Consider the following 18081-nt stretch of genomic DNA (forward strand, 5'->3'; position numbering starts at 1 on the left):
AATGCACAAGACCGTCACCGTGGACATGCTGGCCGACTTTGCCGCCGCCTGGAACCGCCACGATATCGATGCCCTGATGCGCTTCATGAGCGAAGACTGCGTGTTCGAAACCGTGGGCGGGCCGGACGCTTGCGGCAGCCGCCACAGCGGAACGGAAGCGGTGCGCGCCGCCTTTGCGGCGGCCTGGAAGAACTTTCCTGATGCGCAATGGAACAACGGCCGGCATTGGGTGGCGGGCGACCGTGGCGTGTCGGAATGCACGTTCACCGGCACCGCCGCCGATGGCTCGCGGGTAGAGGCCGATATGGTTGATATCTTCACGTTCCAGGACGGCAAGATCCGCGTGAAGAACGCGTTCCGCAAGCAGCGTCCGGCCTTGCCGGCCCGTGCCTGAGCGTTGCCCCACGGAATCGAAGCATGGATACGCAAATGCCCTTCGACACGTCCCTTCCACCCGGTGCGCACGCAGCGTCCGCAGCGCCCACCGCGCCTGTGGCTGCCTACAACCCAACTTACGACCCGCTCGTGTCGCCGCCCGGCCAAGGCCAGGACTATGCACCCACGTACTGGGTGGCAACCGCCGGCGAACCGCCCGAAGACGACGGCCCCATCCGGGGCGATATCGATGTCGACGTCGCCATCGTGGGCTCGGGCTTTACCGGCTTATCGGCGGCGCTGACGCTGGCGCGCGACTTCGGCGTGCGGGCGGTGGTGCTGGAGGCGAACCGCGCCGTGTGGGGCTGCACCAGCCGCAATGGCGGCCAGGGGCAGAACGCGTCGGGCCGCTTGTACCGGTCGCAATGGATCAGCCGTTGGGGCCTGGATACCGCCAAGCGCCTGGATGCCGAGATCCGCGAAGGGTTTGAATACTGGAAGAGCCTGGTCGCGCAGGTGGATTGCGATGCACAGCCCGGCGGCCACTTGTACACCGCGCATCGCCAGAAGAAGATCGCGTTCCTGGCGAACGAGGCCCGCGTGATGCGCGAGGTGTTCGGCTACGACGCAAAGATGCTCAGCCAGGCCGAGCTGCGCGAACGCTATGTCCACGACCACGAGGCCGTTGGCGCCATGCACGAACCCGATGGCGTGGGCGTGCATCCGCTGAAGCTGGCCTACGGCTATCTGCGTCAGGCGCGCGCGTTGGGCGTGCGCGTGCATCCGTCCAGCCCGGTGCTGCGATGGCGTAAAGAACAAGGCGCCATCCTGCTGGAAACGCCGGGCGGGGTGGTGCGGGCGCGGCGCGTGGCGTTCGCCACGGGCGGCTATACGGCGCAGGGCGTGAACCCGCTGCTGGATAACCGCATCATGCCGGTGCTGTCGAATTCGCTGGTGACGCGGGTGTTGACCCCGGCCGAGCGCGAAGCCGCTGGCTTGAAGAGCACGGTATTCATCACCGACACCCGCACCCTGCGGTTCTATTACCGCCTGCTGCCAGATGGCCGCATGCAGATTGGCAGCCGCAGCGCCTTGCATGGCGCTGATGCGCAGCACCCCCGGCATCTGGCGTTGCTGCGCGAAGGGCTGGCCCGCAAGTTTCCGTCATTGCGCAACGTGGATGTGGCGTATTCGTGGTGGGGCTGGGTCGATGTCAGCCACGACATGATGCCGCGCGTGACGCAGCCCGATCCCGCTCAGCCGGTGTATTACGCCTTTGGCTATGGCGGTAACGGCGTCGCGTTTTCGGCGCAAGCGGGTAAGCGGTTGGCTGAGAGAATGATGGGCAAGGACGGCATTCCGTGGAACCTGCCCATCTACGATTCGCCGCTGCCGGGGCATCCGTTCGCGCCATTCCGGCGCATCGGGCAGGCGTTGTTGTACCGCTGGTATCACCTGCGCGACGAACATCTGTAGCGCCCGGCGATGCGCCGCTGCCTGCAAGCGGTAGCGCCTTGAGATGCGCCGCTGCCTGCAAGCGGTAACGCCTTGCGATGCGCCGCTACGCCGCTGCCTGCAAGCGGTAGCGGCGCACCACCTGCGCCAGCCTTTCGATGCCCGGGCCGATCAGTTCCGGCCGGATCGACGTGAACCCCACGCGCAGGAAATTGCGGGGCGCATCGGCCCCGTTCATGAAGAAGACGTCGCCCGGTTCCACCACCACGCCTTCGGCCAGGGCGGCCTCGGACAGGTCAGCGGCGTTCAGCCACGGCGGGCCTTCCAGCCAGCACGACGACGACCCGGTAATGGGCGTGGGTTTGAAATCCGGCAAGTAGCGGGCCAGCGCCTGCGTCAGTTCCGCACCGCGCCGCTGGTAAGCCTGCGACTGCTTGCGCAGCAAGGAATGGTGATGGCCCAGTGAGATGAACAGCGAGAACGCCCGCTGGATGTAGGCGGAAGGATGGCGCAGCATCAGCCGGCGCAGCGCGCGCAATTCGCGCGTCAGCTCACGCGGCGCGACGATGTAGCCAATGCGCAAGCCCGGTGCGAACGACTTCGCCAGGCTGCCCACGTAGATGACGCGGCCATCGCGGTCCTGGCTTTTTAACGCGGGGATCGCCCCTTCGCCCCAACGGCTTTCGCTTTCGAAATCGTCTTCGATGATCATGCTGTCGGCCTGGCGCGCCAGCGCCAGCAGGCTTTCTCGGCGCTCCATCGACAGCGTCACGGTGGTGGGGCATTGATGGCCGGGGGTCACGAACAGATAGTCGCAGCCGAGCAAATGCGTGCCGGTGCACAGGCCGCGTTCGTCAACCGGCATGGGCAGCAGGTTGCGGGTATGGCTGGCGAAGATGTTGCGGGCGTCGGGGTAGCCGGGGTCTTCCATGCCGACGACGGTGTCTTCATTGACCAGCAGGTCGGCCAGCAAGTACAGCGCATGCTGCGCGCCGACGGTAATGACGATCTCTTCGGCGTCGGCCCACACGCCCCGGCGCGGCAGCACCTGCGTGCGGATCTGTTCGATCAGCGCGGGGTCGTCGTGGGTGATCAGGTCAGGCGCCCAGCTGCGGATGTCCAGCACCGATAACGCCTTGGTGCAGCATTCGCGCCATTCGGCGGTGGGGAACAGGTCCGGGTCGAACTGGCCGTACACAAAGGGGTAGGGCTGCTTCTGCCAGTCTTGGGGTTTGGTGATATTGCGTTGCCGCGACGGGCGAAAGCGCAAGCGTTCGTCCCAGCGTACGCGTTGCGGGGTGTCGGCATCGGGCAGCGCGGCGGCGGCTTCGGGCGCGGGTCCCGAATGCCCCTGCATGACGGAGTCGCACACGAAATGGCCGCTGCGCTCGCGTGACACCAGATACCCTTCGCTGACCAGCTGCTGGTAGGCGAACACGACGGTGTTGCGCGCAATGCGCAGCTGGTCGGCCAATTGCCGGCTGGACGGCACCGGCGTGCCGGGCGGCAAGTGGCCGCTAAGAATGGCCGACACCAGCATCTGGCGCACGCGGCCTTGCAGGCTGAGATTGGGCGCGCTTTCCCGTTCAAACAGGCGTTCCCACAACACAGGCTTGAGCATCGAGGCCTGGCTGGACATGACGGCTCCTTGAGTAGACGACGCAACGCCCGGCGCGCATGAGGCAAGCGCGGCCGGGGTCGGGGTGTGAGTCTGGGTCGGAGACTCAGGATAGAGGAGCGGTCTGGGTGGCGAAATGGGGGATTGCCCTTTACCTTTAGCGTGGCGCGTCAGATGCGTCCCTTCCACGGGATGGCGAATTTTTCCACGTAGCGCACCAGCAGATCGAACGCGAAGGCGAACACGCCGATCACGATGATGCCCATGATGACGATGTCGCTGGCCAGAAATTGCGCGGCGTTCAGCACCATGAAGCCCAGGCCCCGGTCAGCGGCCACCATTTCGGCCGCCACCAGCGTGGTCCATCCCACGCCGATACCGATACGCAAGCCCGTGAAGATTTCCGGCATGGCGGCTTTCAGAATGACGTGCCAGACGATCTGCATGGGTGTGCCACCCATGGCGTAGGCCGCATGGATCTGTTCGATGGATACCGACCGCACGCCCGCGCGCGCCGCAATTGCCATTGGCGCAAAGATGGCCAGGTAGATCAGCAGGATTTTCGGAAATTCACCGATGCCGAACCAGATGATGATGAGCGGCAGGTAAGCCAGCGGCGGCAGCGGGCGGTAGAACTCGATCGGCGGGTCGAAGATGCCGCGCGCATAGCGGTTCACGCCCATCAGAATACCTACCGGCACCGCCGTGACGCAGGCCAGCAGAAACGCCGAGAACACCCGCGTCAGGCTGGCCATGGCGTGTTCGGCCAGCGTGGAATTGGCCACGCCGTCGGTCATGGCGGACACGAACTTGTCGTACACCGCAAAGGGCGAGGGCAGGAACAGCGGCTTGACCCAGCCGGCGCTGGTCACCAGAAACCACAGCGCGATCAGCGCAATGGTGGTGATCAGGCTGATGTGGCCGCTGTAGCCCGCGCCCGGGGCGCCATACACCTTGCCGGGCGCTGCGGGCTTGTGCCCGCCGCGCGGCCTAGGCATGTGCGGGCTCTTGGACGGCAAGCTCGTCGCCGTAGATGATGCCAAGGACTTGCTCGCGCATGGCGATGAAGTCGGGGCTGGATTTGATACGGCGGCCATCGCGGGTCTCCAGGTAGCGCCGGTTGAAGTCCGGCGTGAAGGTGTGCGTGATGCGCCCTGGGCGCGGCGACATGACGATCAGCCGCGACCCCAGGAACAGCGCCTCTTCCACGCTATGGGTGATGAAGAAGAACATCTTGTTGGTCTGGCGCCAGATGTCCAGCAGCAGCTCCTGGATGGTCTCGCGAGTCAACGCGTCCAGCGCCGCCATCGGCTCGTCCATCAACAGCATGGCGGGGTCGCAGGTCAGGGCGCGGGCAATGCCCACGCGCTGCTGCATGCCGCCGGACAACTGGTAGATCATGTGCCGGTGAAAATCCTGCAAGCCGACCAGCTCCAGGTTGCGCCGGGCGCGGGCGTGCCGCGTTTCCTTGTCGACCCCTTGCAGCTTCAGGCCGAACTCGGTGTTCTCCAGCACGTTCAGCCAGGGCAGCAGCGCGTGCTTTTGAAACACCACGCCGCGTTCGGCGCCCGGGCCGGTAATGGGCCGCCCGCCCAGCGTGATCTCGCCGTCGGTGGGCGACAGAAACCCGGCCAACAGGCTCAGCAAGGTCGTCTTGCCGCATCCTGATGCGCCCAGCGCCACGACGAACTCGCCGGGTTCGATCGTCAGGTTGACGTCTTGCAGCGCAACCACCGGGCCGCTGTCGTGCAGGCCGGGATACGTGACGCTGACGTGATCCGCACGCAGGGCCTGCGCGGCGGACATGGGTGGGTGAGTCATGCGGTTTCCCCTTATGACAGGACGCCCGCGGCCAGGCGGGCGCCCTGCGCCAAGACGGCGCGCTTACTTGGCCGCAGCCTTCGCGTACTGGTCGGTCACGTGCGGGCTGTAGTCGCCCAGCGCCCGGTCGATCTGCTTCTGGTCTTTCAGGAACTTGGCGCTGGCGTCCAGCGCGCGCACCGCGCCCGACTCTTTGCCGCCGCCCAGCCAGGTGTTGGACGCCTGTTCCTGCGCGGTCGGGAACACCAGCAGCTTGAGCGCGCTGACGATGTCCTCGGGCTTGCCGCCAATCAGCCGGACGATGCCCTTGACCTGGGGCGAGTCGGCCGTCCACTTGGCGCCGTTGGCGTGATAGTCGGCATACGACTTGGCCAGCACGCCTGTGAAGGCGGCCATGAACTTCGGGTTTTTCGCGGCCCAGGCGCGGTCAACGACGATGCCGTCGAAGGTGGGCACGCTGGCGCGGCCAATGGCTTCGGAGTCGGCAATGATCTTGCCGGTCTTTTCAATTTCGGTGAGCGCGGGCGGCCACACGTAGGCGGCGTCGATATCGCCGCGCTGCCAGGCGGCCACGATCTGCGGGGGCTGCATGTTCAGAATGCGCACGTCGCGCGGATTGATCTTCCAGACCTGGTCCATGCCGACCAGCAGGTGAAAGTGCGAGGTCGACACGAACGGCGTGGCCACGCGCTTGCCCTTCAAGTCGGCTGTGCTGTTGATGCCTGAGCCGTTGCGCGCCACCAGCGCTTCGGACTTGCCGATGTTGTCCAGAATCCAGAACAGCTGCAAGTCGACCCCGCGCGTGGCGGCCGACGTCATGCCCGTGGAGCCCAGCACGCCGACCGGCACATTGCCGGAGGCCAGCGCCGTTGAGATATCGCCGCCTGATGTGAACTGGCGCCAGTCCACCTGGTAGCCAGCCTCTTTCAAGGCGGCGTCGAAACTGCCATCGGCGATGGAAGACAGGAAGGGGCCAACGATGAGCTGGTAGCCGACGACCAGTTTGGTCTGGGCGTAGGCGGGCGCGGCAAGCAGCGCGGCGGTCAGGCCGGCCAGGGTGCAGCGGCGGATGAGGCGGTAAATCGCGTTCATGGTGATCTCCGAAAGAGAGTGGGCCGCGCCCCGACGCGACCGGCTTTGTGCCGGTGCGGCCTGGTGCCAGTTTGCCCGGATAGGGGCAGAACGCTAGGTCCAGATGGGCGGATCAGTAGGAGCCACACGCTGGCGCCGCCGCCTTGCCCTCATGGTTAATCCCGGGCGCGCGCGCGAGGTATCGGCCAAATGCCCGAGGGCCATGTCGGCGGCCTTGGCTTAGCACTACTGCGCATGTCGGCCGGTGACGGAAATGTCATTCATTTGTTAACGATTTGTTAGCGGCGCCGGCATACATTCTTTTTGTCCGGCCTGCGCTTACCGCCGCCGCGCCATCTGGGCGGCCGGATTTCGCCGCAAAAAAACGCAGAGGTCGTATGTTCAACAATCTAAAAGTCCGCACCTGTCTTGGCATCTTGCTGGCGCTGTTCTTTACCGGCATGCTGGCCGCCAACGGCGCCGCCTGGATGGACACGCGCTCCAGCAACGCGAATCTGGGCCAGGTCAATGACGCGTACTCCAGCCAGGTGGTGCCTGCGTACGAGGCCTACACCTTGATGTTGCGGGCGCGGCTGGCGATGGACGCGGCCATGATCAACCGCCAAGTTGGCCGCACGCGCGAAAGCGCTGCGGACGCCGAGCGCGCGGAAGAGTTGTGGCGCCGCTCGCGCAGCCGGTTCGAGGCCTTCTCCAGCGAAGTTCGAACCCCCGAGCGCGAAGCCCGCGCGGCGCCCGTGCTGGCGGCGTTCAAACATTACGACGCGTTGGCCGCCGAACAATTCGAATCCATGCGCGGCCAGGACGCCCGCGCGTTCGCCTTGCAGATGGATGCCGTCCAGAGCGCGCATCTGGCGTTCGACGCGCAGGTGGCCGCTTACCTGGACCTTGTCGACCTCCGGACAGACGCGCTCGTGGCCGCCGCCGCCACCCGGCACCTGCGCGCCAATCTGGTGATTGTGGGGTTGCTGGCGGCCGCCGTGCTGCTCAGCATCGGCGCGGCGCTCTTTGTCAGCCGGTCGGTGCTGCGCCCCTTGTTGCGCGCGGGCACCCATTTCCAAAGCATTGCCGACGGCAACCTGACCAATCACATCCAGATCAAATCCCACAACGAGATCGGCCAGCTCTTTCTGGGGCTGCAACGCATGCAGGCCAGTCTGGCCAAGACGGTGGCCGCCGTTCGCCAGAGCGTGCAGCAGATTGGCGTGGGCACGCGCGAGATCGCGGACGGCAATGTCGTGTTGTCCTCGCGTACCGAGCAGCAAGCGGCCACGCTGGAAGAGACGGCGCTGTCGATGGGCCGGCTGGCCGTCACCGTAAAAGAAAACGCCGACAACGCGCAGCGCGCCAACGAACTGGCTGAAGGCGCCTCGCAAGTGGCCGGGCGCGGCGCGGCCGTGGTGGCTGACGTGGTTGGCACGATGCAGGACATCAGCGCCAGCTCGGCCAAGATCACGCACATTGTGTCGGTGATTGACGCCATCGCGTTTCAGACCAACATCCTGGCGCTGAACGCCGCCGTAGAGGCCGCGCGCGCCGGCGACCAGGGCAAGGGCTTTGCAGTGGTGGCGGGTGAAGTGCGGGCGCTGGCTCAGCGCAGCGCAACGGCCGCCCGCGAGATCAAGCAGCTAATCGCCGATTCCGCAGGCCGGGTGCAGGCGGGCGCACAGCAAGTCGAGCTGGCGGGCGCGACCATGCGCGAAATCGAAACCGCGGTGCATCGCGTGACCGACATCATGGGTGAAATCGCGGCGGCCTCCAGCGAACAGGCGCAGGGCATCGACCAGGTCAATCTGGCGGTGTCGAGCATGGACGAGGCCACGCAGCAAAACGCCGCGCTGGTCGAGCAGGCGGCGGCTTCCGCGCGCGCCTTGCACGATCAGGCGGAAAAGCTGGCGCAGACCGTGGCTGTCTTTACCGTGGCGCCCCGCGTCATTATTGATATGGCGGTACCGCGCGAGCCCGACCCGGTCATGCCCGTGCCGGCTGCGCGTGGCGGCCGCTCCGCGCTGCCGCGCGCCCGGGCGGCCAGCACCGGTCCTGATTTGACCAACGATTGGCAGGTGTTCTGATATGAGCGACTTCGACATGGTGATACGCGGCTCGCTGGTGGGAGCCGACAGCATTCTTGAAGACGGCTGGTTGGGCGTCGTCGACGGAAAGATCGCGGCGATGGGCAGCCACAGCCCGCCTGCGGCGCGAGACTATGTCGATGCGCGCGGGCTTTGGGTGCTGCCGGGCGCGATCGACAGCCGAACTTACATTGGCGGCTGGGGCGACGGCGAAGGCATCGGCCGCGCGTCCCGCGAGGCCGCCGCGGGCGGGGTGACCACGTTGGTGGACATGCCCTATGAGCATGCCGAAGTCGTTGCCAGCCGTTCGCAACTGGATGCGATGGTGTCGCGCATCGAGCAGGGCGCGCAGGTGGACGTGGCCGTGGCCGGCACCCTCAACGCCGAGCATGGCCTGCGGGCCACCAAAGCACTGGCAGACGGTGGCATTTGCGCGTTCTCGATTCCCACGTTCGAGGTTGAACGGTCTCGCTTTGCGCACCATGAAAGTGATTTGATCAAGGCCTTTCAGGCCATCGCGCGCTTCGGGCTCGCGTGCAGCATGCACAACCACGCACGCCTGACCGCGGGCCGCAACGCCCGCCAACTGCTGGACGCAGGCAAGCCCGGCAAAGAGGTGCTGGCCCGGGCGAATCTTGCGCTGATCGAAGGCTTGACGACGCGTTTGCTGTGCCGGGTTGGCGCGGCGGCGGGCGTACGGATGCAAGCGGCCGATGTCTGGTCCGAGCAAGGCCATGCGCTCTGCGCGCATACCCGCAAGGCCGGCCATTGGGTCATGATCGAAACCTGCTTGCGCAGCCTGATGTTGTGCACCGAAGACGCCGTGGCCTTGCTGGGCGGATCGGCGCAGGACTATCCCTTGCTTCGCTCGCGCCAAGAGGTTGAAGCGCTTTGGCGGCGCTTGGCGAATGACGCCTGCACGTTCGTGTCGACCGGTTATCACGCGCGCGTGGACGACACGCTGCAAGGGCCGGGGCGCACGCCCGACTACGGGCCCAAGCTGCTGCTGCCTACACTGTGGACCGGCTGCGAAGCCCGAGGCCTGTCGCCCACGCTTGTCGTGCGCCTGCTTTGCCTGAACCCGGCGGTGCATTTTCTGCTGGATGACCGCAAAGGGTCTTTCGATATCGGAAAGGACGCCGACTTCGTTGTGCTGGCGCCGGGGCCGTCGCCGGTACAGCCGCTGGCCAGCATCGGGCGGCCGCATTCCGTGCATGTCTACGGCACGTGGCGGCGCGGCGAGCTGGTGTATGACGGTAGGCGCGTACAGGCCGCGCCCGGCACGGGCCGCTTTCTGCGCGCCCGCACGCCGATGGCCCATGAGGAGCGCAGCGCCAAGGCGGCCTAGCAGCCAATAGAGAAAGGGGCTTATTCAGCCCCTTTCTTTTTGGTCCTCTTCTTTTCAGCCTTTTTTCTTTATTGGGGCGGGTCCCGCTGCTCCATGATGTAGCCCAACCCCCAAACGGTATGCAGCAGGCGCGTTTCGAAGGGGTCGTCCATCTTCATGCGCAAGCGGCGCACCGCGACGTCAATGGCGTTGGTGCCGCGGTCGAAGTTGATACCCCACACGTGCGCCGCCAGATTCATCCGGGATTGCACTTCGCCATGCTTGCGCATCAGCCGTTCAAGCAGTGCGAACTCAATCGAAGTGAGCCGGATGCGCTGGCCTTCGCGCAAAGCCTTGCGGCTGAGCAGCTGGAGTTCAAGGTCGCCTACGCGCAAGACGTGCTGCGACGAATGCTCGTCCGGCGGAACGGCTCGCCGGTTGATGGCTTTCATGCGCGCGACGAGTTCGCACGTGGCGTAGGGCTTGGTGACGTAGTCGTCCGCGCCTTCGCTCAGGCCTTGCACGCGGGCCTGGAGTTCGTCGCGAGAGGACACGATCAACACCGGCACATTGCTTTCCTTGCGTAGTTCACGCAAGACGGTGAAGCCATCCATGACGGGAAGTTGGACTTCCAGCAGGATCAGATCATAGGGAAAGGTTCTTGCGATGCGCAGTCCTGTAGCGCCATCGACGGCAATGTGGACGACCTGGCCGTGTTCGGCAAGGGTGTTGCGCAGTGCCTGCGCCGAGGAATTGTCATTGTCGATTACGAGAACTTTCATGGGAGACAGCATCGAATGGACACCGTTGATTTGCCTTGTGGGCAAAGGCGCGACCAGCAGCCTGACGGCATTCTGCAAACGAACTGGCGCGACGAAAAACAGCGGTCAAAACGGGCGAGCCAGGCGACCCGTCATGCTGACTGCTAATAACGCTTTTGTGAATGAGACGACTATTAAAAATACCCCGGCCAGCCGGCAGACCGGCCGGGGAAAGCTGCTGCTGACGGTGCGCCAGATCGGGGGGAAGGCGGGCGTCACCGTTCGTGCTGCGACAACTGCAACTGCAAACAACAACCAGACATCACGACGTTTGCTTTCGGAGGCTGTGGCGGAATCCGATCGCTTGGCCGCGGTTCGCAGCGTAATGATTGTGAGGGGGCTGCGAACAACTTCAATGTAAAGCGCCTGTGCAGGCGCTGTTCGGACGAGAACAGCCGCTTGCCACCGGGATTTGCGGCGTTTCAATTGAGGGTGATCTGCACCGTTTTTTCGTGATGCGGCGGCATTGCGCCACCTTGTTTTTCAAGCGCTGCGGCTTAGCGGGCAGTAAACGAAAGAGCAGGGGGCAGAGCAGGGCGTATCTCTGTGAATTGAATTGAAGGTGATACGCCGCTCAATGCAAATCTAAGACCAAAGGAAAAACTGAGGCCAAGGGGAAATCTAAAACCAAGTGGAAATCTGAGGCCAAGTGGAAATCTGAGGCCAAGTGGAACACTAAGACAAGGTGGAAAACTAAGACCAAAGGAAGACCAAAGGAAGGCCAAATGAAGCCTAAACAACACGGGCGGCAAGACCTTTTTGGTCTTGCCGCCCGTGTTGGCGTCTTGCGGTGATCAGCAGCTCAACGGATCAAGCTCAAGAATTCGGCGCGCGTGGAAGGATTTTCGTGGAATTCACCCAGCATCACCGACGTGACCATCGACGAATTCTGTTTTTCCACCCCGCGCATCATCATGCACATGTGCTGCGCTTCGATAACGACGGCCACGCCTGCGGCGCCGGTCACCGTCTGCACGGCTTCGGCGACCTGGCGGCTCAGGTTTTCCTGGATTTGCAGACGGCGCGCGTACATCTCGACGATGCGGGCAACCTTAGACAAACCCAGCACCTTGCCCGCGGGCAGGTAAGCCACGTGCGCCTTGCCGATGAACGGCAGCATATGGTGTTCGCACAGCGAGTAGAGCTCGATGTTCTTGACCAGCACGATTTCGCGCGTGTCGGACGTAAACAGCGCGCCGTTGACGATTTCATCCAGGTTCTGCGCGTAGCCGCGGCACAGGTGGCGCATGGCCTTGGCCGCACGGGCGGGCGTGTCGGCCAGCCCTTCGCGAGACGGGTCTTCCCCCAGCGCTTTGAGAATTTCGGTGTAGTTCTTTTCCAATGACATGGGGGACTCCTGGGCAGCGCGCGTATCGTGGCGTGTTGTTGTGTCGTGTCGCGTCCGGGACGCGGGAATGGAGGCAAGTCTACCGCAGGGCGGGCGACGGGGCAGGCAGCGGGCGGTCTGGGACTACACCCCCCGGTTCTCCACGGCGTACTTGATCAGCTCGGCCTGGCCGTCGATGCCCAGTTTGCGTTTGATATTCAGGCGATGGGTTTCAACCGTGCGCACCGACAAGCCCAGCGTGTGGGCGATCTGCTTGTTGGCCTGGCCGCTGGCGATGTGGCGCAGCACATCGCGTTCACGCTGGGTCAGCAAGGTGGCCGGCGCGCTTGCCGACGACAGCCGCACCGCCGCCGCCGCGCTGAAATAACTGCGCCCCTCCATCACCGCGCTGATCGCCGTGATGATCTCTTCGGCCGGCTCGTCCTTCAACAGATAACCCCGGGCGCCGGCCTTGACGGCTTGCACCATGTATTCCGGGTTGTCGTGCATGGACAGCACCAGCACGGCAATTTGCGGATAGCGTTCATGCAGTTGCGCCGTCAGCTCCAGCCCGCCCACGCCGGGCATGTTCAAGTCCATCAACACCAGATGGGGCAGGGTGTCGCCCTGCGGGTCTTCGGCGTGGCAGCTGGCCAGGAAGGCGAGCGCGGCGGCGGCGTTGCCCGCTTCGCCCACGACCCGCAGGCGCGGCACGGTTTCCAGGCGCAGGCGCAGGCCGTCACGCACCAGGGGGTGATCGTCGATCAGCAGGAGTCGGATGGCGTCGGGGGTGTCGTTCATGCTTGGGTCGTCGCGGTAGGGGCGGCTGCGCCGGGCAGGGGCAGCCAGGCTTGCAAGGTGGTGCCTTGGGCGCTGGAATGAAAACTCAGGTTGCCCGATAGGGCGTTCATGCGTTCGCGCATATTGCGCAGGCCGATGCCGCGCCGGGGGTCCTGCTGGACCTCGGCGTAGTCAAAGCCACGGCCATCGTCCGAAATGGTCAGGCGCAGGTCTTGCGCGCTGTAGGCCAGCGTCATCTCGGCGCGCGAGGCGCCCGCGTGGCGCATCACATTGGTCAACGCTTCCTGGGTGACGCGGAACAGCGCCGTGGCGTAGGCGTCGGGCAGCTTGACCGGCTGGCCGGTGGTGTGCAGCCGCACGGCCAGGGGCGGCGCGCCATCGGGGCTGGGGATGGCGAACTCGCGGCCCAGGTGTTCCAGGGCAGCGGGCAGGCCCAGATCATCAAGCAGCGTCGGGCGCAGGTTGTGCGAGATGCGCCGCACTTCGCCCACGGCGGTATTCAAGCGGTCCAGCGCGCCACCCAGCGGCTTATCAATATGGGCCAACGTTTGCGGATCGCCGGGCAACGCCTGCCGCACCCGTTCGCGCGACGCCTCCAGCGACAGCTTGATCGACACCAGCACCTGGCTGATGCCGTCGTGCAATTCACGCGACAGCCGTGCGCGCTCCTCTTCCTGCGAGCGCACCAGCTGCTGGGCCATCAGCCGCAGCTTGGCGTCGGACTGGCGGTGGTCGCTGATGTTCAGCGCCAGGCCGCAGGCGGCCACGCCCAGGATGGACACGGCGGCAATGCCTGCCACCCAGGCGAACATGCTGCGAATGTTGGCCTGCGCGGCGGCGTCGATGCGCACCAGCGCCTGCTCCACGTCGTCCAGATAGATGCCGGTGCCCAGCATCCAGCCCCAACGGTCCAGCACCACCACGTAGCCGAGCTTTTCCACGGTCTGATGGGTAGAGGGCTTTTCCCACAGGTAATGCACCACTTCGCCTTGCTGGCCGCCGCGCCGGGCCGCCGTCAACAGGTTCTGGATGACGGCCTGGCCGCGTGTGTCGCGCAAGTCCCAGAGGTCTTGCCCGACCAGTTCGGGCTGGCGCGGGTGCATCAGGTTCTTGCCGTGCAGGTCGTAGACGAAAAAGTAGCCGTCGTGGCCGAACTCCATCTGCGCCAATAGATCCAGCGCCCGTTGCCGGGTGGCTTCGTCGTCGCCCGCCGCCTGCAAGGGGGCCACCGCGCTGTAGGCCAGGCTGACGTAGTGGCGCAGCTCGCTTTCCTTGCTGGCCAGCCAGGCGCTTTCGACAACCTGCTTTTCGCGCTGGGCCAGTTGCAGGCCCTGCACGTAGACGGCCACCGTGATGGCGGCCACGGCCACCAGCAAAGGCACCGCGGCAAGCAGCAGGATTTTCAGTCGGAGCTTCATGGCGTGGGATTCAGCCCGGATGGAGATTGGTGCGATGCACCAAGCCGCGTCCCCTAGGGGGAAACGGGATTCATGACGACGATTTTACGATTCCCACAGGAATATGCTGCGGCGCATTGCGTAGTAACACGTACGCGGTTTGCGTAGTTCCGCGCTTGTTGGCCCCGGAGCAAAACGAAATACTAACGCCCGCGTCCATTGGACGCAGCGCGGACGCTTGCGCGCCCGCCACCCCACAACAATGAGTCTGCCTTCCGCGAGACGAAAAAAGCGTTTCACGCCACAAGCATGGCGGGAGGCAAGAGGAGCACTTATGCAAACCAGCAGTAAGGGACTGGGTCAGCACCTGGTCTGGCTGGCGGTTGCGGTACTGGGCGCGTTTGCGCTGGGCACCGTGGCGCTGGCCAGAGGGGAGACCATCAACGCGCTATGGGTGGTGATTGCCGCCGTGTGCGTCTATTTGATCGCATACCGCTATTACAGCCGCTTCATCGCAAAAAATGTCTTCCAGCTGGATGCCTCGCGCATGACGCCGGCCTGGAAGCACAACGATGGTCTGGACTATGTGCCGACCAACAAGCACGTGCTGTTCGGCCACCACTTTGCCGCCATCGCCGGCGCCGGCCCGCTGGTTGGCCCGGTGCTTGCCGCGCAGATGGGTTATCTGCCGGGCATGCTGTGGATTCTGGCGGGCGTGGTGTTCGCCGGCGCCGTGCAGGACTTCACGATTCTTTTCATCTCGACCCGCCGCGACGGCCGTTCGCTGGGCGATCTGGTCAAGTCCGAGCTGGGCAAGATCCCCGGTGTGATCGCGCTGTTTGGCGCTTTCATGATCATGGTGATCATTCTGGCCGTTCTGGCGCTGATCGTGGTGAAGGCGCTGACGCATTCGCCGTGGGGCACCTTCACGGTGGCCGCCACCATTCCCATCGCGCTGTTCATGGGCGTGTACCTGCGCTACATCCGTCCGGGCAAGATCGGTGAAGTGTCCATCATCGGTTTCGTGGGCCTGATGGCCGCCATCACGTTCGGCCAGGACGTGGCCGCGCACCCGGTGCTGGGCCCGATGTTCGACTTCGACGGCAAGGGCCTGACCTGGATTCTGATCGTCTACGGTTTCATCGCCGCCGTGCTGCCCGTGTGGCTGCTGCTGGCTCCGCGCGACTACCTGTCGACCTTTCTGAAGATCGGCACGATCCTGGGTCTGGCGATCGGTATCGTGGTCGTGGCGCCGGAACTGAAGATGCCCGCGCTGACGCAGTTCGTGGACGGCACCGGCCCGGTGTGGTCGGGCAACCTGTTCCCGTTCCTGTTCATCACCATCGCCTGCGGTGCGGTGTCGGGCTTCCATGCGCTGATCTCGTCGGGCACCACGCCCAAGCTCATCGAAAACGAAACCCAGGCCCGCTATATCGGTTACGGCGGCATGCTGATGGAATCGTTTGTGGCCATCATGGCGCTGGTGGCGGCTTGCGTGATCGAGCCGGGCATCTACTACGCCATGAACAGCCCGGCCGCCGTCATTGGCACCACGCCGGACCAGGTGGCGCAAGTCGTGTCCAGCTGGGGCTTTGTGGTCACGCCGCAAGACCTGATCCAGACGGCCAAGGACGTGGGCGAAAGCACCATCATTTCGCGTGCGGGCGGCGCGCCGACGCTGGCCGTCGGCATGGCGCACATCTTGCATCAGGCCATTGGCGGCCCGGGCATGATGGCGTTCTGGTACCACTTCGCCATTCTGTTCGAAGCGCTCTTCATCCTGACCGCCGTGGACGCGGGCACGCGCGCCGGCCGCTTCATGCTGCAAGACCTGCTGGGCACCTTCGCCCCGTCGCTCAAGCGCACCGATTCGCTGCCCGCCAACCTGATCGCCACCGCCTTGTGCGTGGCGGCCTGGGGCTACTTCCTGTACCAAGGCGTGGTCGACCCGCTGGGCGGCATCAACACCTTGTGGCCGCTGTTCGGCATCGCCAACCAGATGCTCGCCGCGATTGCGCTGACGCTGGGTACGGTCGTGCTGTTCAAGATGAAGCGCGACCGCTACGCCTGGGTCACGATCCTGCCGACGCTGTGGCTGCTGGCATGCACGTTGACCGCTGGCTGGCAGAAGCTGTTTGACGCCGACCCGCGCGTCAGCTTCCTGGCTCACGCCAACAAGTACAACGCGGCCATTGACCAAGGCCAGGTGCTGGCGCCAGCCAAGTCGCTGACCGAGATGGGCCGCGTCGTGATGAACGACTACATCAACGCCGGCTTGTGCGCGATCTTCATGTTCGTCGTGGTCAGCATCGTGGTGTTCGGCGTGAAATCGGTGCGGCGCGCCCGCGCCGAGAACAAGCCGACCTCGCGCGAGACGCCGTACGAGCCCCTGCCCATGCCGGCAGGCGCGGACTGACCCCGGGAGGCGCCGCATGCTGTTTACCAACATGAGTTCGGCAGCCGGCGCCGCTGGCCGTTACCTGGGGCAGACGCTCCGGCTGATGGTCGGCGTGCCGGATTACGAAACGTATGTCGAGCATATGCGGCGTACCCATCCTGATCAGGAGCCGATGACTTACGAGGCATTCTTCCGCGAGCGCCAGGACGCGCGCTACGGCGGAAAGAAACGGATCGGCTGCTGCTGATGACCATGAAAAAGCCACCGGGAACGGTGGCTTTTTTTGTGGGAATTTTTTGTCACCCCCGCGGCATCACCCCCGCCGCAATCTCTCCGCAAACAGCACCAGCGGAACTGCGCATACCGCACACATCGCCATCATCATGAAGCCGCCCGGCGCGTAGCTGCGATACAGCGCGCCGCCCAGCTGAATGCTGGCGAACATGAACACGCCGCCGGACAGCAGCGCATACAGCGCGATCGCCGACGTCTTGCACGCGGCCGGCACGTGGCGCGTGATGTACCACATGATGGCGGCGTTGTTGCCCGCCAGCGTGAAGCATTGCAGCAGTTGCAGCGCGGCGATCCAGGCGGGGTCCGTGGTGGCCGACAGGCCCGCCCATCGGATGGCCGTCATCACCGCCGACGCCAAGATCAGCCACTGCGCGCCCGTGCGAGCCAGGATCTTCGGCGCCAGGAAAAAGAACAGCACTTCGCTGCTGACGCCCACCACCCACAGCAGGGAAATCAGCGCGGTGGACAGGCCGCTGGCCGTCCAGTAAAGCGTGGAATACGAATACAGAAAGCCGTTGCTGGCCTGCACCAGCGAGGCCGCGGCGATGCACAGCAGCAGCGGGCGGTCGCGCAGCACTTCCCGCATGGGCAAGCGCACGCGTTCTACCGGCGCGTCGTCCGCGGCAGGGCGCGCGGCCTGCGGCAGCAGCCGCACGCAGGCCAGGCAGGCGATGATCAGCAGGATCGACAGCCACATGACCCAGTTGGTGTCGAACGTCTTGATCAGATAGCCGCCCGCAACGGTGACCACCGCAAAGCCCAGCGACCCGCACGCCCGCATGATGGTGTAGGAATTGCCCTGCGTACGGCCGCTGGCGATCGCCATGCGGTCCATCAGCGGCAACACGGCGGGAAACACGGCGTTCAACAGCAGCGTGATCGCCAGCAGCCACGCCGGCGTCTGAGAAAACGGGTAGCAGACAAACAGCACCAGCGACGCCGCCAGCCCCGAAGCAATCAGCGCATGGGCACGGCCCGTCTGGTCGGCCACATGCGCCACGACGGGCGTCGACAGAATTTTGGGCAGGAAAGACGTGGCGACGATCAGCCCGATGGTGGCGGGGTCCAGCCCACGGCTGGCGAACCAAAGGGGTAGAAAGGGAATGCTGACTCCCTGCAAGCCGTAATACAGGAAGTAGAACCCGTGCAACGCAATGGCGCCTTGTCTGGCGTCGGGATTGCCGCGCATAGCGATGAGTGAATCTGGCTGAGACGAAGCGCCGTAGGATACTCCTTTGCGGGGGGGCGTTCGGATGCCTGGATGAGCGCGCAGGGCGCCCCAGCTC

The 18081-nt window shown here is 64.9% G+C and carries 16 protein-coding genes; 7 read left to right on the top strand and 9 right to left on the bottom strand.

The genetic code is table 11. From position 1 onward, the window contains the following. Position 1 precedes the first annotated feature (1 nt). Positions 2-394: a nuclear transport factor 2 family protein gene (locus tag HV765_RS01045; protein ID WP_175168476.1), complete on the top strand. Its 393-nt coding sequence runs from the start codon at positions 2-4 to the stop codon at positions 392-394. A 23-nt stretch (positions 395-417) separates the two neighbouring features. Then, a complete protein-coding gene (locus HV765_RS01050; RefSeq protein WP_175168477.1) occupies positions 418-1851 on the top strand; it encodes an NAD(P)/FAD-dependent oxidoreductase in 1434 nt (477 codons plus the stop codon). A gap of 85 nt (positions 1852-1936) precedes the next feature. Here the strand turns inward: HV765_RS01050 and pdxR are convergent, their stop codons facing one another. The 4 genes from pdxR to tauA all read right to left on the bottom strand — a co-directional run bounded on the left by pdxR (position 1937) and on the right by tauA (position 6361). Then, complete coding sequence (gene pdxR, locus HV765_RS01055; protein WP_175168478.1) at positions 1937-3469, bottom strand: MocR-like pyridoxine biosynthesis transcription factor PdxR; 1533 nt, start codon at positions 3467-3469, stop codon at positions 1937-1939. Positions 3470-3618: 149 nt separating this feature from the next. Next, positions 3619-4446, bottom strand: coding sequence for an ABC transporter permease subunit (locus tag HV765_RS01060; protein WP_175168479.1), 828 nt, complete (start codon positions 4444-4446; stop codon positions 3619-3621). Further along, a complete protein-coding gene (locus HV765_RS01065) occupies positions 4439-5269 on the bottom strand; it encodes a taurine ABC transporter ATP-binding protein (RefSeq protein WP_175168480.1) in 831 nt (276 codons plus the stop codon). The genes HV765_RS01060 and HV765_RS01065 overlap by 8 nt, the downstream gene beginning before the upstream one ends. Positions 5270-5332: 63 nt before the next feature. Beyond that, positions 5333-6361, bottom strand: coding sequence for a taurine ABC transporter substrate-binding protein (tauA, locus tag HV765_RS01070; protein WP_054425703.1), 1029 nt, complete (start codon positions 6359-6361; stop codon positions 5333-5335). Between the two features lie 377 nt (positions 6362-6738). On the opposite strand from tauA, the gene HV765_RS32035 reads away from it, so the two are divergent. Both HV765_RS32035 and HV765_RS01080 read left to right on the top strand, forming a co-directional pair. Next, positions 6739-8430: a methyl-accepting chemotaxis protein gene (locus tag HV765_RS32035; protein WP_175168481.1), complete on the top strand. Its 1692-nt coding sequence runs from the start codon at positions 6739-6741 to the stop codon at positions 8428-8430. A gap of 1 nt (position 8431) precedes the next feature. Next, positions 8432-9778: an amidohydrolase family protein gene (locus HV765_RS01080; RefSeq protein ID WP_175168482.1), complete on the top strand. Its 1347-nt coding sequence runs from the start codon at positions 8432-8434 to the stop codon at positions 9776-9778. Between the two features lie 68 nt (positions 9779-9846). Here HV765_RS01080 and HV765_RS01085 read toward each other — a convergent pair whose 3' ends face one another. Then, a complete protein-coding gene (locus HV765_RS01085) occupies positions 9847-10539 on the bottom strand; it encodes a response regulator (RefSeq protein ID WP_175168483.1) in 693 nt (230 codons plus the stop codon). Here HV765_RS01085 and HV765_RS01090 point away from each other — a divergent pair. Continuing rightward, positions 10538-10939 (top strand): hypothetical protein, encoded by a 402-nt coding sequence (locus HV765_RS01090; protein WP_156336812.1) that lies wholly within the window; start codon positions 10538-10540, stop codon positions 10937-10939. The genes HV765_RS01085 and HV765_RS01090 overlap by 2 nt on opposite strands. Before the next feature lie 441 nt (positions 10940-11380). Here HV765_RS01090 and folE read toward each other — a convergent pair whose 3' ends face one another. The 3 genes from folE to HV765_RS01105 form a co-directional block, all read right to left on the bottom strand. After that, positions 11381-11926, bottom strand: a complete 546-nt coding sequence (gene folE, locus HV765_RS01095) for a GTP cyclohydrolase I FolE (RefSeq protein WP_054425697.1) — start codon at positions 11924-11926, stop codon at positions 11381-11383. A gap of 123 nt (positions 11927-12049) precedes the next feature. Continuing rightward, positions 12050-12706 (bottom strand): response regulator, encoded by a 657-nt coding sequence (locus tag HV765_RS01100; RefSeq protein WP_175168484.1) that lies wholly within the window; start codon positions 12704-12706, stop codon positions 12050-12052. Then, positions 12703-14124 (bottom strand): cache domain-containing protein, encoded by a 1422-nt coding sequence (locus tag HV765_RS01105; RefSeq protein WP_175168485.1) that lies wholly within the window; start codon positions 14122-14124, stop codon positions 12703-12705. The genes HV765_RS01100 and HV765_RS01105 overlap by 4 nt, the downstream gene beginning before the upstream one ends. 313 nt (positions 14125-14437) lie before the next feature. Here HV765_RS01105 and HV765_RS01110 point away from each other — a divergent pair, with 313 nt between their 5' ends. Next, the gene (locus HV765_RS01110) at positions 14438-16519 is read left to right on the top strand and encodes a carbon starvation CstA family protein (RefSeq protein WP_054425691.1); all 2082 of its coding nucleotides are present in this window, start codon (positions 14438-14440) and stop codon (positions 16517-16519) included. 16 nt (positions 16520-16535) lie between these two features. Further along, the gene (locus HV765_RS01115) at positions 16536-16748 is read left to right on the top strand and encodes a YbdD/YjiX family protein (protein WP_156336810.1); all 213 of its coding nucleotides are present in this window, start codon (positions 16536-16538) and stop codon (positions 16746-16748) included. Positions 16749-16814: 66 nt separating this feature from the next. Here the strand turns inward: HV765_RS01115 and HV765_RS01120 are convergent, their stop codons facing one another. Beyond that, positions 16815-17984 carry an MFS transporter gene (locus HV765_RS01120; protein ID WP_175168486.1) on the bottom strand — a complete coding sequence of 390 codons (1170 nt, stop codon included), beginning with the start codon at positions 17982-17984 and terminating at the stop codon, positions 16815-16817. Positions 17985-18081: the final 97 nt, after the last annotated feature.

Origin of the sequence: Achromobacter kerstersii, assembly GCF_902859595.1 — a bacterium.
Taxonomy (GTDB): Bacteria; Pseudomonadota; Gammaproteobacteria; order Burkholderiales; family Burkholderiaceae_B; genus Achromobacter; species Achromobacter kerstersii.